Origin of the sequence: Mesorhizobium sp. M0276, from assembly GCF_040321755.1 — a bacterium.
Lineage (GTDB): Bacteria > Pseudomonadota > Alphaproteobacteria > Rhizobiales > Rhizobiaceae > Mesorhizobium.
Window position 1 is genome coordinate 58,563 of sequence record NZ_JAMYSC010000010.1, and the last position, 12,776, is coordinate 71,338.

Here is a 12,776-nt window from a genome sequence, read left to right on the forward strand (position 1 = left end):
GGATGAAGCGGACACGCTCCTCAACCGGAAGCTGCCGTTGCACGTGACGCATATCGAAGGAGGAGGGGAGAAGTGGAGGTTTCTGTTGCCAGGTACCTCCGAACCCCGCCTAGAAGTGCGAACCCCTAGGGCTTGAATTGAAGCTATCGCACCGCTTACGCGGCGAGACGTGCTTCCGCATAGTTGTCGTTTGCAACTACAGGTTTAGCCCGATAACGGTGGTACTATGCCGGGCAAAAGTACGATCTTTACACCTTCGTCGATCCTATTTCGCCCCCAGCAAAAACCGCTCTGTCGCCAACAGCGGCTTTTGGTGGAGGCGCCGGGTACCGCCCCCGGGTCCGAACGGCTTATTTCATCGCCCATTTATCGCCATAGTCGGTCAAGCCGACAAACTGAATATAGGGGCCCATCGCGAGAAATGAAAGGCCGCAATGGCACTTTGTCCCGTGTCAAACCGCGTCTCCAAAGGGTTGACTTGGGCGCGGTCTCCACCGAAGCTTTGCTACGGTGAGGAGTTGCCGACCTAGCGCACACGTTGCAGCAGCGCGCCACAACCCTCATCGATCGGATCCGTGGCGCCGACGAGGGGAATTTTGATGGCCGACTATCTTGCAGACGTGAAGAAATACGACGTTGGCGCCAGTGCGGATGCGGTCGAAAAGATCGTAAAGCATCTGGGGATTGCGCTCAGGAACCGCGATTCCTCGCTGGTGTCCTGCACCGATCCGAAGGAGCTTGGGCGCGTCAGGGACAACTGGGTTGCCAAGAAACTCGGCATCAGCGACTCGGCGAAGGCCGATGCGGCCATCGAAAAGACGTGCAAGGCAATGTCCGCCGACAACACCAAAAGCCGGGTGACTTTCTACTATCTGGTTGCGAAGGATTTGGGCAAGCTCGGCTCCCTCTGACGATCGCGCGTCAATTTGCGGAGGCTGGCGCGAGCCTTGCGCCAGCCGATGATGTTGTTGGGGACTGGCGACCTTCGAGCAGGATTTGCGCTGCTTTCTGGTGTTCGGCCGCCTGTCCATCAGCTATGATGGCTGGACAACCGAATCGAGCCGGAACCGATGCGCCAGTATCTCGACCTCCTGCAGCACGTGCTGGACAGCGGTGCCGATCGCGGCGACCGCACCGGCACCGGAACGCGCTCCGTCTTCGGCTACCAGATGCGTTTCGATCTGGCGCGCGGTTTTCCCGTCACCACCACCAAGAAGCTGCATCTCAAGTCGATCATCCATGAACTTCTGTGGTTCCTGGCCGGCGACACCAACATCAAATACCTGACCGACCATGGCGTTTCGATCTGGGACGAATGGGCCGACGAGAATGGCGACCTCGGCCCCGTCTACGGCAGGCAATGGCGCTCCTGGCCGGACGGCCATGGTGGCTCGATCGATCAGATTGCAAACCTTCTCAAGGAGATACGCAAAAACCCTCAATCGCGGCGGTTGATCGTTTCGGCATGGAATCCAGCCGAGGTGGAGGCGATGGCGCTGCCGCCCTGTCATTGCCTGTTCCAGTTCTACGTCTCGGAAGGGCGGCTTTCCTGCCAGCTTTATCAACGGTCGGCCGATATCTTCCTCGGCGTGCCGTTCAACATCGCTTCCTACGCCTTGCTGACGCTTATGGTGGCGCAAGTGACCGGGCTGAAGCCCGGCGATTTCGTCCATACGCTTGGTGACGCGCACCTCTATTCCAACCATTTCGAGCAGGCGCGCGAACAGCTGCGGCGCACGCCGAGGGCGTTGCCGACGATGTGGATCAATCCAGAGGTGAAGGACCTCTTCGCCTTCCGCTTCGAGGATTTCCGGCTGGAAAACTACGTCGCCGACGCGTCGATCAAGGCGCCGATCGCGGTATGACGCTAGAGAGGACCGCGCTTCAAGCCATAGCCAATGCGAAGCTGCAAGACGCAGAACTTTTGTTTCAAAACGAACGCTATTCGAATGCTTACTATCTTTTCGGGTACGCTGCGGAAATTGCCATCAAGTCACGAATTTCGCGACTTTTTCAGTCAGATACCATTCCTGACAAGAAATTCGTCCAAGATGTGTACAGCCATGACCTCAACAGGCTTGTGGCGTTGGCTGGCTTGTCTGCGGACCTTAACGAAAGCCGGACGGCGTCGCCTGTATTCGATGGCCATTGGTCGGCGGTTTCAGATTGGAATGAGGCTTCGCGTTACGATATGATAGATATGTTCGAGGCCACGGCCATGCGAAACGCGATGGTCGACGAAGGGCAAGGAATATTCAGATGGCTTCAGGATCGTTGGTAAGGACCGACATCGATGCCGGCATCAACCTAATTCGTGCTCTTGATGAAAAGGGATTTGGAGTTGCAGCCGCATTATGGTTGTACAACAGTGACGTCGACAACTGGCGCATGATCATCGCCTATCGAGGTCCACGAAAGGATCTTGAGAAGAAATATCTTGATGCAGCAACCTTTGCCGCTGACTGGCGCAAGGAACGTCCTCAAGAGCCTATTTTAGATCTTAGCAAGGTGAAGATCACATCAGCGGACGACCGGCTCATCGCGGGCTTAGGTATCGCCATGCGAGTTGATGGTCTAGGAGAGGTACGATTTTCGCATAACACCATCAATGGCATCTATGTCGAAGATGCCTTGATTCATAGGCTTGCCGCCTAGACCTTCTTAGGACGCGGCGATCAGTCGATGCCGACCATCACGTCCGAGGCCTTGACCACGGCATAGGCTTGCTTGCCCTTTTCGAGCTTGAGATCGGCGACAGGGTCGTTGGTGATCGAGGCGGTGACGATGGCGCCGCCAATGTCGATCCTGACATGCGAGGTGGTGGCTCCCTTGACGATCTCGGTGATCGTTCCCTTGAGGATGTTGCGGGCGCTGACCTTCATCGGAGCTTCCTTTCCGAGATTTCTTTTGCCCGTCTTACCAGAACAATCGATGTCGCACAGGCGCTTTCGCGGGGTACCAGGCCTTCCCTTGTTATATTCATGCGGATATATCGGTAGGCAGGCTTCGAGCAGATCGGATTCGAACCAGGGAGAACTTTCCATGACGCGCAAAGGTTCTGGATTGAGGGCGATCGCCATCGGCGGTCTTGCGGCGACGTTGATGGCAGTTCCGGCAGCACATGCGGAAGACAAGGTGGTGGTGTTTGCTGCGGCCAGCCTTAAGGACGCGTTGGATGCGGTGAACAAGGCCTGCGAGGCCGATGTCGGCGAGGCTGCGACGGTCTCCTATGCCGCAAGCTCGGCGCTTGCCAAGCAGATCGAGAGTGGGGCACCAGCCGACGTCTTCATCTCAGCCGACCTCGACTGGATGAAATATCTCTCCGACAAGAAGCTGACCAAACCGGACACCGAAGTAAAGCTGCTCGGCAACGAGATCGTGCTGGTGGCGCCGAAGGACTCGGCGGTTGAAACCAAGATCGAGAAAGGTTTTGACCTCGCCAAGCTGATCGGCGATGGCAGGCTCGCCATGGGCGACGTCAAAGCGGTGCCGGCCGGTAAATACGGCAAGGCCGCGCTCGAATCGCTCGGCGTCTGGTCTTCGGTCGAGGGCAAGGTGGCGCAGGCCGAGAATGTGCGCGCGGCGCTCAAGCTGGTTTCAACAGGTGAGGCAGCCCTCGGCATCGTCTATGCCACCGACGCGCACGCCGAAAAGGGCGTCAAGGTGGTAGGCACCTTCCCGGGGGATTCGCATCCGCCGATCATCTATCCAGTTGCCCAGACCGCCGATTCGAAGGACAAGGATACGCCGGCTTTCCTGAAATGCCTGCAGTCGCCGAAGGCCGGTAGGCTGTTCAAGGATCAGGGTTTTACTGTGCTCGCACCGAGCAACTGAGTTTCCAAGGGGCTTCATCTCGCAATATGAACTGGCTGCTGGACCTCACTCCCGACGAATGGAATGCGGTCCGGCTGTCGATCAAGGTGGCAACGGTGGCGATGCTCGCCAGCCTGCCGCCAGGCATACTGATCGCACTGCTGCTTGCCCGTGCACAGTTCTGGGGCAAGACCCTGGTCAACGGGCTGGTGCATCTGCCGCTGATCCTGCCGCCCGTGGTGACCGGCTATCTGCTGCTGCTGACCTTTGGCCGGCGCGGGCCGGCCGGTGCCTTCCTGGCCGACCATTTGGGCATTGTTTTCTCCTTTCGCTGGACGGGTGCGGCACTGGCTTGCGGCGTCATGGGTTTTCCCCTGATGGTGCGGGCGATCCGGCTGTCGATCGAGGCGGTGGACCGCAAGATGGAGGCGGCGGCGGGAACGCTCGGCGCCAATCCGCTGTGGGTCTTCGCAACCATCACTTTGCCGCTGATCCTGCCTGGGCTGATCGCCGGCGCCATCCTATCCTTCGCCAAGGCGATGGGCGAGTTCGGCGCGACCATCACCTTCGTCTCCAACATTCCCAACGAGACGCAGACATTGCCGTCGGCGATCTACACCTTCACTCAGGTGCCGGGTGGCGATGAAGGGGCACTGCGGCTGACGCTGATTTCCGTCGTCATTTCCATGGCCGCTCTGGTGGCTTCGGAAGTGCTGGCGCGGCGTGTCGGCCGGCGGATGGACATCGAATGAGCGTTCTCGTCGATATCGGCCATCGGCTGGGCGGCTTTGCCATCGACGCCCGCTTCGAAAGCGCCGGACGGCTGACGGCACTGTTCGGACCGTCGGGGTCGGGCAAGACGACGCTGATCAACATGATCGCCGGGCTGATCCGGCCCGACAAGGCACGCATCGAGGTCGACGGCCGCGTGCTGGTCGACACCAATGCTGGCATCTTCGTGCCGAAGCACAAGCGCCGCATGGGCGTGGTTTTCCAGGATGCGCGGCTGTTTCCGCATATGAGTGTTGCCGGCAATCTGCGTTACGGCCGCTGGTTCACGCCGCCAGCGGAGCGCTATGCCGATATGGATGCCGTCGTCGACCTGCTTGGCATCGGCCCGCTCATGGACAGGCGACCGGCGAAGCTCTCGGGCGGCGAGAAGCAGCGTGTGGCAATCGGCCGGGCGCTGCTTGCCAGCCCTGGATTGCTGCTCATGGACGAGCCGCTGGCCTCGCTCGACGAGGCGCGCAAGGCCGAGATCCTGCCCTATATCGAACGGCTGCGCGACGAGACGAAAATCCCGATCGTCTATGTCAGCCACTCGGTCGCCGAGGTGGCGCGGCTGGCCAGTGACGTGGTGATGCTGGCGCAAGGCCATGTCATCGCCAATGGTCCGACCGAGGCAGTCATGCAAAGGCTCGACCTGTTGCCGGCGGAAGAACGCGGCGAGGGGGGCGCCGTGCTGGACACCAAGGTGCTGCGTCACGACGAGACTTTCGGCATGACCGTGCTCGGATCGGCGGCCGGTGAGATCCGTGTGCCGCGGCTGGCGATGAAGGCGGGGGCGGCTGTGCGCATCCGTATACGTGCCCGCGATGTGATGATCGCCACCGAACATCCGGCAGGGCTCAGCGCACTCAACATCCTGCCGGGAACCATTACCGCGATAAACTCCGGTGAGAGCCCGGCGGTCGATGTCGGCATCGACTGCAACGGCGCAACCGTGCTTGCCCGCATCACCGAACAGTCGCGGCGGACACTGAAGCTTCATCTCGGCGGCAAGGTTTTCGCGGTGGTCAAGACGGTGAGCTTCGACCGGGCCAGCACCAGCGCCGGCCTGCCCGGTGAGGCGGACGGATGATCGTCGCTATGTCTTTTTGGAATAGCGGTTTCGCCGGGAAGTCTCTAGTATGGGATTGGGCGTGACTGCGGAGGAGAAAAAATGCCGTCGTTGAGCTTGCGGATAAATCTCGATCCAGACGGGCGCATCGGACCGGGCAAGATCGAACTCCTGGAGCAGATCGCCGCCTTCGGCTCGATCTCGGCCGCCGCACGCGGCATGGAAATGTCCTACAAGCACGCTTGGGACCTGGTGGAGGACATGAACCGGGTGTTCGGCAAGCCACTGGTGGCGGCACAGACCGGTGGCCGCAAGGGCGGCGGCGCGCAACTGACGGGCGCGGGGCTCGCCGTGGTCAGCCGCTTCCGCGCCATCGAGCGTGCGGCTTCTGCCGCTGCAGCGACACATATGGAGGCGTTACAGGCGGAGATTGATGCTGGCTGAGTGGAGGGCAGTAGGCAGTAGGCAGTAGGCAGTAGGGACTAGTCCTGTTCACTAGGCTTGCGAAGCAGATAAGTGTCCATGATCCAGCCTTTCTGCCGGCGGGCTTCTTCGCGGGTTCTCTCAATCTCGGCGCCGACGTCACCGAGTCGGCCAGAGATGAGAATCTCGTCCGGCGTGCCGAGATAGGCGCCCCAATGGATGACCGCGTCCTTGTCTTCCAGCGTATTGAAGGCGCATTTGCCGTCAAGCAGGACGATTGTGCTGCCGGCATTGTCGGCCAGGCCTTCCTCGGTCAGGCGCCGGCCGGTGGTAATGTGGATGGAATCGCCGATCCGGTTCAACGCCATCCGGTGGCTGGCGGCAAGCGCCTGAATGGCGGTGATGCCAGGTATTACTTCCAGTTCGAACGCCACGTTACCTCGCAAGCGCACCCGCTCGAGGATGCGCAAGGCGCTGTCATAGAGCGAGGGATCGCCCCAGATCAGGAAGGCGCCGCAGCCATCCCCGGCAATCTCGTCGCGGATCAGGTCCTCGTAGATCGAGGCGATGGCTTCATGCCAGTCATCGACCGTCGAGCGATAGGAGGTGACCGGCCCGTCTTCTACTGGCCCATCTTCTATTGGCAGGTCGCGCACTGGCACGTCGAATTCGACGCGGCGTGACTTCGGGTTGGTAACGAAGCGGTCACAGATCTGGCGGCGCAGGTCGGCGAGCTCGTTCTTTTTCGCGCCCTTATCGGGAATGAACAGCACGTCCGCCTGGTTCAGGCCTGATATGGCCTGCACAGTCATGTGGTCGGGATTGCCGGCGCCGATGCCGATGACGAGAAGCTTGCGCATGGAGCGAACTCCTGCCCGATCGGAACCTGTTAGTCCAGACCGCTTGGGCTTACCCGCGGATACGGAAGGGCTTTGAAACGCCACGGTGAAACGGCTAGGGTCTGTAAGCATTCCAGCCGAGGAGGCTTTCATGTTGCGATATGTTCTGACCGCCGCGCTGGCCCTGCTGGCTGCGCCCGCATTCGCCAATGATTCAGTTGCCGAGCTTGGCACCGGCGGCCTGATCCTGTCGCGCAGCGATGCCGTGGCGATGCAAAGCGAGGATCTTTTCATCTCGCCGGAAAAGGTGACGGTCGACTACGTCTTCCACAACAACACCGATCGGGATGTCGACGCGATCGTTGCCTTCCCGATGCCCGACATCGAAGGCGACCCCGAAGAGAGGCCGGCACTGCCCAACGATCAGAGCGACAATTTCCTCGGCTTTGAGGTGACGATCGATGGCGCGCCGGCAAAGCCGCAGCTCGAGCAGAAGGTGTTCGCGCTCGGCATCGACATCAGCGCCGATCTGAAGGCGCAGAACGTGCCGTTTTATCCTTTCGGCGACGCGGCGAAGGCGGCGCTGGCCAAGCTGCCTCAAGCGGTTACCGATGACTGGGTCAACCGCGGCATCATCATCGAGGACACCGGCGGCGACGGTACGGAGGCGAAGAAGGTCTACACGCCATTCTGGCAATTGCGTTCGACCTATTGGTGGCGCTCAACCTTTCCGGCCAACAAGGACGTCCACGTTTCCCACCGTTACAAGCCGAGCGTGGGCGGCACCTCCTCGGTCAGCTTTTTCTACGACGGCAAGTTCCAGGGGGAGTACGCGACCTACAAGACGCGCTACTGCATGGACGACACGTTCGAGAACGCGGTGCGCAAGGCGGCCAAGGACGACGCCGACGGCTATTCAAAATATTATGAAAATCGGATCGCCTATATCCTGACCACAGGCGGCAACTGGGCAGCGGGCTCGATCGGCAAGTTCAAACTGACGGTCGACAAGGGCAATCCGAGGGCCCTGGTCTCGTTCTGCGGCGACAATGTCAAAAAGGTCGGGCCGACGACATTCGAGATGACGGCGGATGATTTCGATCCAGAGCACGACATCGACATTCTTCTGCTCGAACCGTCGGATCGCAATGATGGGAACGCCAACTGATGCATGTCGCAATATACGTTGCCATTGCCGAGAACGGCGTGATCGGGCGAGACGGCGGGTTGCCCTGGCGACTTTCCACCGATCTCAAGCGTTTCAAGGCCGATACGATGGGCAAACCCATCATCATGGGCCGCAAGACCTATGAAGGCATCGGCCGGCCGCTGCCCGGCAGGCTGAACATCGTGGTCACCCGCGACAAGGCCTGGCGCGCCGACGGCGTCGAGGTCGCGCATTCGCTCGAAGCCGCGATCCAGCTGGCAACGGTGCGCGGCCGCTGCATGGCCGGGGTGGACGAGGTCTGTGTAATCGGCGGCGGCGAAATCTATAGCCAGGCGCTGCTGCTGGCCGACCGGCTGCATGTCACCCATATACTGGCAACGGTCGACGGCGACGCGCATTTCCCGCCGATCGATCCGGATTCCTGGCGCGTCGTCAGCTCCCAGGAGGTTCCGGCCGGGGAAAAGGACAGTCACGCGACGCGCTATTCGGTTTACGAGCGCCGGCGCGCGAGACATTGAATGACAAAAAGGGCATCGAAGGAAGACAAAGGGTCGCGACCGGACCAAATCGGACGAACTGGCAGCGCATCGCGTTGAAAGCGCCTCGCGGCGTCCCTATAGAAGAACATAATGGATTTGCGCCGAAATGCCGGCGCTTGAGGGAATTCCAAGCGAAAGGACATTTATGCCCTGGAACGATAAAAGTGGCGGTGGCGGCGGCCCATGGGGCGGCGGCGGCAATCAAGGACCCTGGGGGCAGGGACCAAAGGGACCGAGCGGCCCGCAGGGCTCGCCTCCCGATCTTGAAGACATCATCCGCCGCGGCCAGGACCGACTGCGGCGCGCCCTGCCGGGTGGCGGCGGCGCAAGCCCGGCTATCTTCGCACTGATCGCGGCGGCACTTGTGGTGCTGTGGGCCTTCAAGGCGGTTTACACCGTGCAGCCCGACGAGGTCGCGGTCGAACTGCGCTTCGGTAAGCCGAAGGCCGAGCTGTCGCAGCCGGGCCTGCATTTCCATTGGTGGCCGCTCGAAACGGTCGAGACGGCCAAGATCTCCGAGCAACTCGTCGATATCGGCGGCGGTGGCGCGACGAGTGGCAACACCTCCGGGCTGATGCTCACCGGCGACCAGAACATCGTCAACGTGCAGTTCTCGGTGGCCTATCAGGTCTCCGACCCGAGGTCGTATCTGTTCGACGTGTCCGACCCCGACGGAATGCTGCGGCAGGTTGCCGAAAGCGCCATGCGCGAAGCCGTCGGCCGCCGGCCGGCGCAGGACATCTTCCGCGACGACCGCCAGGGCATCGCCGCCTCGGTGCGTGAAATCATCCAGACGACGCTGGACGGCTACAAGGCCGGTCTCAACGTCAATGCCGTCTCGATCGAGGATGCGGCACCGCCACGCGAAGTCGCCGATGCGTTTGACGAGGTGCAGCGCGCCGAGCAGGACGAAGACAAATTCGTCGAACAGGCCAACCAGTACTCCAACCAGAAGCTCGGCCAGGCGCGCGGCGAAGCCGCACAGGTCCGCGAAGACGCGGCCGCCTACAAGAACCGGGTCGTGCAAGAGGCTGAAGGTGAGGCACAGCGCTTCATCTCGGTCTATGACGAATATGCCAAGGCACCCGACGTGACGCGCAAGCGCCTCTACCTGGAAACCATGGAGAGGGTTCTGAAGGATTCTAGCAAGGTGATCGTCGAGCAGGGCAACGGCCAAGGTGTCGTTCCCTATCTGCCACTGCCGGCATTGCAGCCGAAGGCGCAGGCACCGGCCGCGCCTGGTGGCGTTACGGGAGGTAACCAATGATGGCCAACCGTCTTCCCGTCATCGTCGTCGCAGCGGCCGTCATCCTGTTCCTGCTCTATTCGTCGGTCTTCGTGGTCAATGCGCGCCAGCAGGCGCTTGTGCTCAGGTTCGGCGAGATCGTCGACGTCAAAAGCGAGCCCGGCATCTACTTCAAGGCGCCGTTCTCGTTCTTCGACGCCGATACGGTGCAACTGATCGAGAACCGGGTGCTGCGCTTTGATCTCGACAACATTCGTGTCCAGGTGTCGGGCGGCAAGTTCTATGAGGTCGACGCCTTCATCGCCTACCGCATCTCGGATCCGCGCGTCTTCCGCTCCGCCGTGTCCGGTCAGATCGAACTGGCCGAAGCGCGACTGAGGACGCGTCTCGACGCTGCCTTGCGCCGCGTCTACGGTCTGCGCGATTTCGAGGCCGCGCTCTCCGAACAGCGTGCCGTGATGATGCGCGAAGTCCGCGATCAGCTTAGGCCAGACGCGACGTCGCTCGGCCTGCAGATAGAGGATGTCCGCATTCGTCGCACCGATCTCACCGCCGAGGTTTCGCAACAAACCTACGACCGCATGAAGGCGGAACGTCTGGCTGAGGCTGCGCGGCTGAGGGCGCGGGGCAATGAAGCGGCACAGCGCATCACGGCCCGCGCCGATCGCGAAGTGGTCGAGATCGTTGCCGAAGCTCAGAAAGAGTCGGAGATCCTGCGCGGCGAGGGCGAAGCCCAGCGCAGTGCCACCTTCGCGGGAGCGTATCAGCGCGATCCTGCCTTCTTCGACTTCTACCGGTCGATGAACGCATATGGAACGGCGCTGGACAACACCGGGACGACGATGGTGCTGTCGCCGAGTTCGGAGTTCTTCCGCTTCTTCCGCGATCCAGACGGCAAGGAGGCGCCGGCGAAGCCGGGGTCGGCTGCGCCAACCGCGCCGCCAACGGCACCTGCCGCCCCGGCGGTACAGCCCAGCACCGGCCAGTAGCGGCCGGTGCAGGATTTTCTCGCCGCCATTGGCCTCGTCCTTGTTATAGAGGGCCTGGTCTATGGCGGCTTTCCCGGCCTTGCCAGGAGGCTTGCAACCGAAGTGCTGTCGCTGCCCGAGAATGCGTTGCGGATTGCCGGGCTGGCTGCGATCGCCATCGGCGTCGGGATCGTCTGGCTGGTGCGAGGTATATGAGGCCGGTGAGCTTCGGTTTTCGGGATACTGGTTTCGATCCGCGATACGAGCTTCGATCCCGGGGATAACGGATGATTTATCCTCTGCCGATAGTCATAGCCGCAAACGTGCCGTATTTTTTGCCAACATGGCGCGACGCGGCGTTTTCGTCGAAGCGCTTTTCTTTTCAGGAATACCGGGAGGCTTCTCGATGACATCCAACATTATTTTGCGCGCGGCACGGCGGACGTTCATCGCGGGCGCTGCGGCACTTCTTGTCAGCGCCGTCGCTGTCCCGTCCTTCGTGACACCGACATTTGCCGCTGACGGACCTGCTTCGGTCGCCGATCTGGCGCAAGGCCTGCTCGGCGCGGTGGTCAACATCTCGACCTCGCAGACGGTGAAGGGTACCGAAGGTCCGGGTGCCGTGCCGATGCCGCAGCTGCCAGAGGGTTCGCCCTTCCAGGACTTCTTCGACGATTTCTTCAAGAACCGCGGCGGCGACAAGGACAATAGCGGGCAGAAAGTGCAGTCGCTGGGCTCCGGGTTCGTCGTCGATGCCGAGCAAGGCATCGTCGTCACCAACAACCACGTGATCGCCGACGCCGACGACATCGAAGTCAATTTCTCCGACGGCATTACCTTGAAGGCAACGCTGGTCGGCACCGACACCAAGACAGATGTCGCGGTGCTGAAGGTCGATCCGAAAGGACACAAGCTGACGGCGGTGAAGTTTGGCGATTCCACCAAGATGCGTGTCGGCGACTGGGTGATGGCGATCGGCAATCCGTTCGGCCTCGGCGGCACTGTGACGGTCGGTATCGTCTCGGCCCGCAACCGCGATATCAATTCCGGCCCCTATGACGACTTCATCCAGACCGATGCCGCGATCAATCGCGGCAATTCCGGCGGCCCGCTGTTCAACAGCGCCGGCGAGGTCATAGGCATCAACACCGCCATCATTTCGCCGTCCGGCGGCTCGATCGGCATCGGCTTCTCCATTCCCTCGCAGCTCGCCTCGGGCGTGGTCGACCAGTTGCGCCAGTTCGGCGAGACGCGGCGCGGTTGGCTCGGCGTGCGTATCCAGCCGGTGACCGACGACATCGCCGAGAGCCTCGGCATGGTGACTGCCAAGGGCGCGCTGGTTGCCGGCGTCATCAAGGGTGGTCCGGTCGACAATGGCACAGTTCAGGCCGGCGACGTCATCCTGAAATTCGACGGCAAGGACATTCATGAAATGCGCGATCTGCCGCGCGTCGTCGCCGAAAGCCCGGTCGGCAAGGCGGTCGACGTGCTGATTGTGCGCAAGGGCGTCGAGCAGACCGTGAAAGTGACGCTCGGGCGGCTCGAGGACGGCGAAAAGCTCGCCAGCGGCGAACAGGGTGGCAACACCGATCAGGACAAGAGTGAAAGGGCCCCGGCCGTTTCCACAGCCTCGGTGCTCGGGATGACGGTCGGCGAACTGAACGACGAGACGCGCAAGAAGTTCAGCATTGCGGGCGATGTTTCCGGCGTCGTCATCACCGACGTCACCAAGGACTCTGCTGCCGCCGAACGCGGTATCCAGCCGGGCGAAGTGATTACCGAGATCGCACAGGAATCGGTCGCTACGCCCAAGGATGTTATGGACCGGATCGGCGCCTTGAAGGAACAGGGACGCAAGAATGCGCTCTTGATGCTGGCGTCGAAGACCGGCGAGCTCAGGTTCGTCACGATCCGGATGGACTGAAGTCCGGAAGGATCCG

Annotated in this window: 16 protein-coding genes and 1 other RNA gene; 14 read left to right on the plus strand and 3 right to left on the minus strand. The window is 61.4% G+C overall.

Translation table 11 applies throughout. The features are described from left to right. Positions 1 to 71 precede the first annotated feature (71 nt). Positions 72 to 431: a transfer-messenger RNA gene (gene ssrA / locus NKJ01_RS10165) on the minus strand. 168 nt (positions 432 to 599) lie between these two features. On the opposite strand from ssrA, the gene NKJ01_RS10170 reads away from it, so the two are divergent. The 4 genes from NKJ01_RS10170 to NKJ01_RS10185 all read left to right on the plus strand — a co-directional run bounded on the left by NKJ01_RS10170 (position 600) and on the right by NKJ01_RS10185 (position 2,655). Continuing rightward, a complete protein-coding gene (locus tag NKJ01_RS10170; RefSeq protein ID WP_352727654.1) occupies positions 600 to 911 on the plus strand; it encodes a DUF2853 family protein in 312 nt (103 codons plus the stop codon). Positions 912 to 1,070: 159 nt separating this feature from the next. After that, positions 1,071 to 1,865, plus strand: coding sequence for a thymidylate synthase (locus NKJ01_RS10175; RefSeq protein WP_352727655.1), 795 nt, complete (start codon positions 1,071 to 1,073; stop codon positions 1,863 to 1,865). Next, a complete protein-coding gene (locus NKJ01_RS10180; protein ID WP_352727656.1) occupies positions 1,862 to 2,281 on the plus strand; it encodes a hypothetical protein in 420 nt (139 codons plus the stop codon). The genes NKJ01_RS10175 and NKJ01_RS10180 overlap by 4 nt, the downstream gene beginning before the upstream one ends. After that, positions 2,260 to 2,655 (plus strand): hypothetical protein, encoded by a 396-nt coding sequence (locus tag NKJ01_RS10185; RefSeq protein WP_352727657.1) that lies wholly within the window; start codon positions 2,260 to 2,262, stop codon positions 2,653 to 2,655. The genes NKJ01_RS10180 and NKJ01_RS10185 overlap by 22 nt, the downstream gene beginning before the upstream one ends. 20 nt (positions 2,656 to 2,675) lie before the next feature. Here the strand turns inward: NKJ01_RS10185 and NKJ01_RS10190 are convergent, their stop codons facing one another. Next, entirely contained in the window at positions 2,676 to 2,882 is a 207-nt protein-coding gene (locus NKJ01_RS10190) for a TOBE domain-containing protein (protein ID WP_352727658.1), read from the minus strand. A gap of 160 nt (positions 2,883 to 3,042) precedes the next feature. Between NKJ01_RS10190 and modA the strand changes: the two genes are divergently transcribed. The 4 genes from modA to NKJ01_RS10210 all read left to right on the plus strand — a co-directional run bounded on the left by modA (position 3,043) and on the right by NKJ01_RS10210 (position 6,097). Beyond that, positions 3,043 to 3,834 carry a molybdate ABC transporter substrate-binding protein gene (modA, locus tag NKJ01_RS10195; RefSeq protein WP_352727659.1) on the plus strand — a complete coding sequence of 264 codons (792 nt, stop codon included), beginning with the start codon at positions 3,043 to 3,045 and terminating at the stop codon, positions 3,832 to 3,834. A gap of 26 nt (positions 3,835 to 3,860) precedes the next feature. Beyond that, a complete protein-coding gene (gene modB, locus NKJ01_RS10200; RefSeq protein WP_352727660.1) occupies positions 3,861 to 4,565 on the plus strand; it encodes a molybdate ABC transporter permease subunit in 705 nt (234 codons plus the stop codon). Next, complete coding sequence (gene modC, locus NKJ01_RS10205) at positions 4,562 to 5,674, plus strand: molybdenum ABC transporter ATP-binding protein (protein ID WP_352727661.1); 1,113 nt, start codon at positions 4,562 to 4,564, stop codon at positions 5,672 to 5,674. Before modB ends, modC begins: the two co-directional genes overlap by 4 nt. Before the next feature lie 81 nt (positions 5,675 to 5,755). Next, complete coding sequence (locus tag NKJ01_RS10210; RefSeq protein ID WP_023757072.1) at positions 5,756 to 6,097, plus strand: winged helix-turn-helix domain-containing protein; 342 nt, start codon at positions 5,756 to 5,758, stop codon at positions 6,095 to 6,097. Positions 6,098 to 6,135: 38 nt separating this feature from the next. Here NKJ01_RS10210 and cobF read toward each other — a convergent pair whose 3' ends face one another. Then, on the minus strand, positions 6,136 to 6,936 hold the full coding sequence (gene cobF / locus NKJ01_RS10215) for a precorrin-6A synthase (deacetylating) (protein WP_352727662.1): 801 nt from the start codon (positions 6,934 to 6,936) through the stop codon (positions 6,136 to 6,138). Between the two features lie 130 nt (positions 6,937 to 7,066). On the opposite strand from cobF, the gene NKJ01_RS10220 reads away from it, so the two are divergent. From NKJ01_RS10220 to NKJ01_RS10245, 6 genes are all read left to right on the plus strand, one after another. Next, positions 7,067 to 8,083: a DUF4424 domain-containing protein gene (locus NKJ01_RS10220; protein ID WP_352727663.1), complete on the plus strand. Its 1,017-nt coding sequence runs from the start codon at positions 7,067 to 7,069 to the stop codon at positions 8,081 to 8,083. After that, positions 8,083 to 8,601 carry a dihydrofolate reductase gene (locus NKJ01_RS10225; RefSeq protein ID WP_352727664.1) on the plus strand — a complete coding sequence of 173 codons (519 nt, stop codon included), beginning with the start codon at positions 8,083 to 8,085 and terminating at the stop codon, positions 8,599 to 8,601. Before NKJ01_RS10220 ends, NKJ01_RS10225 begins: the two co-directional genes overlap by 1 nt. 166 nt (positions 8,602 to 8,767) lie before the next feature. Then, positions 8,768 to 9,889: an FtsH protease activity modulator HflK gene (gene hflK, locus NKJ01_RS10230; RefSeq protein ID WP_352727665.1), complete on the plus strand. Its 1,122-nt coding sequence runs from the start codon at positions 8,768 to 8,770 to the stop codon at positions 9,887 to 9,889. Further along, positions 9,889 to 10,857: a protease modulator HflC gene (gene hflC / locus NKJ01_RS10235; RefSeq protein ID WP_352727770.1), complete on the plus strand. Its 969-nt coding sequence runs from the start codon at positions 9,889 to 9,891 to the stop codon at positions 10,855 to 10,857. Before hflK ends, hflC begins: the two co-directional genes overlap by 1 nt. A 6-nt stretch (positions 10,858 to 10,863) precedes the next feature. Beyond that, positions 10,864 to 11,052 carry a DUF2065 domain-containing protein gene (locus tag NKJ01_RS10240; protein ID WP_023757078.1) on the plus strand — a complete coding sequence of 63 codons (189 nt, stop codon included), beginning with the start codon at positions 10,864 to 10,866 and terminating at the stop codon, positions 11,050 to 11,052. A 190-nt stretch (positions 11,053 to 11,242) separates the two neighbouring features. After that, on the plus strand, positions 11,243 to 12,760 hold the full coding sequence (locus tag NKJ01_RS10245; RefSeq protein ID WP_352727666.1) for a DegQ family serine endoprotease: 1,518 nt from the start codon (positions 11,243 to 11,245) through the stop codon (positions 12,758 to 12,760). Positions 12,761 to 12,776 lie beyond the last annotated feature (16 nt).

What these genes read in the sequence shown, in the direction of transcription:
- NKJ01_RS10170 (WP_352727654.1), top strand. Translation starts at nt 600, where the DNA reads ATGGCCGACTATCTTGCAGACGTGAAGAAATACGACGTTGGCGCCAGT.
- NKJ01_RS10175 (WP_352727655.1), top strand. Translation starts at nt 1,071, where the DNA reads ATGCGCCAGTATCTCGACCTCCTGCAGCACGTGCTGGACAGCGGTGCC.
- NKJ01_RS10180 (WP_352727656.1), top strand. Translation starts at nt 1,862, where the DNA reads ATGACGCTAGAGAGGACCGCGCTTCAAGCCATAGCCAATGCGAAGCTG.
- NKJ01_RS10185 (WP_352727657.1), top strand. Translation starts at nt 2,260, where the DNA reads ATGGCTTCAGGATCGTTGGTAAGGACCGACATCGATGCCGGCATCAAC.
- NKJ01_RS10190 (WP_352727658.1), bottom strand. Translation starts at nt 2,882, where the DNA reads ATGAAGGTCAGCGCCCGCAACATCCTCAAGGGAACGATCACCGAGATC.
- modA (WP_352727659.1), top strand. Translation starts at nt 3,043, where the DNA reads ATGACGCGCAAAGGTTCTGGATTGAGGGCGATCGCCATCGGCGGTCTT.
- modB (WP_352727660.1), top strand. Translation starts at nt 3,861, where the DNA reads ATGAACTGGCTGCTGGACCTCACTCCCGACGAATGGAATGCGGTCCGG.
- modC (WP_352727661.1), top strand. Translation starts at nt 4,562, where the DNA reads ATGAGCGTTCTCGTCGATATCGGCCATCGGCTGGGCGGCTTTGCCATC.
- NKJ01_RS10210 (WP_023757072.1), top strand. Translation starts at nt 5,756, where the DNA reads ATGCCGTCGTTGAGCTTGCGGATAAATCTCGATCCAGACGGGCGCATC.
- cobF (WP_352727662.1), bottom strand. Translation starts at nt 6,936, where the DNA reads ATGCGCAAGCTTCTCGTCATCGGCATCGGCGCCGGCAATCCCGACCAC.
- NKJ01_RS10220 (WP_352727663.1), top strand. Translation starts at nt 7,067, where the DNA reads ATGTTGCGATATGTTCTGACCGCCGCGCTGGCCCTGCTGGCTGCGCCC.
- NKJ01_RS10225 (WP_352727664.1), top strand. Translation starts at nt 8,083, where the DNA reads ATGCATGTCGCAATATACGTTGCCATTGCCGAGAACGGCGTGATCGGG.
- hflK (WP_352727665.1), top strand. Translation starts at nt 8,768, where the DNA reads ATGCCCTGGAACGATAAAAGTGGCGGTGGCGGCGGCCCATGGGGCGGC.
- hflC (WP_352727770.1), top strand. Translation starts at nt 9,889, where the DNA reads ATGGCCAACCGTCTTCCCGTCATCGTCGTCGCAGCGGCCGTCATCCTG.
- NKJ01_RS10245 (WP_352727666.1), top strand. Translation starts at nt 11,243, where the DNA reads ATGACATCCAACATTATTTTGCGCGCGGCACGGCGGACGTTCATCGCG.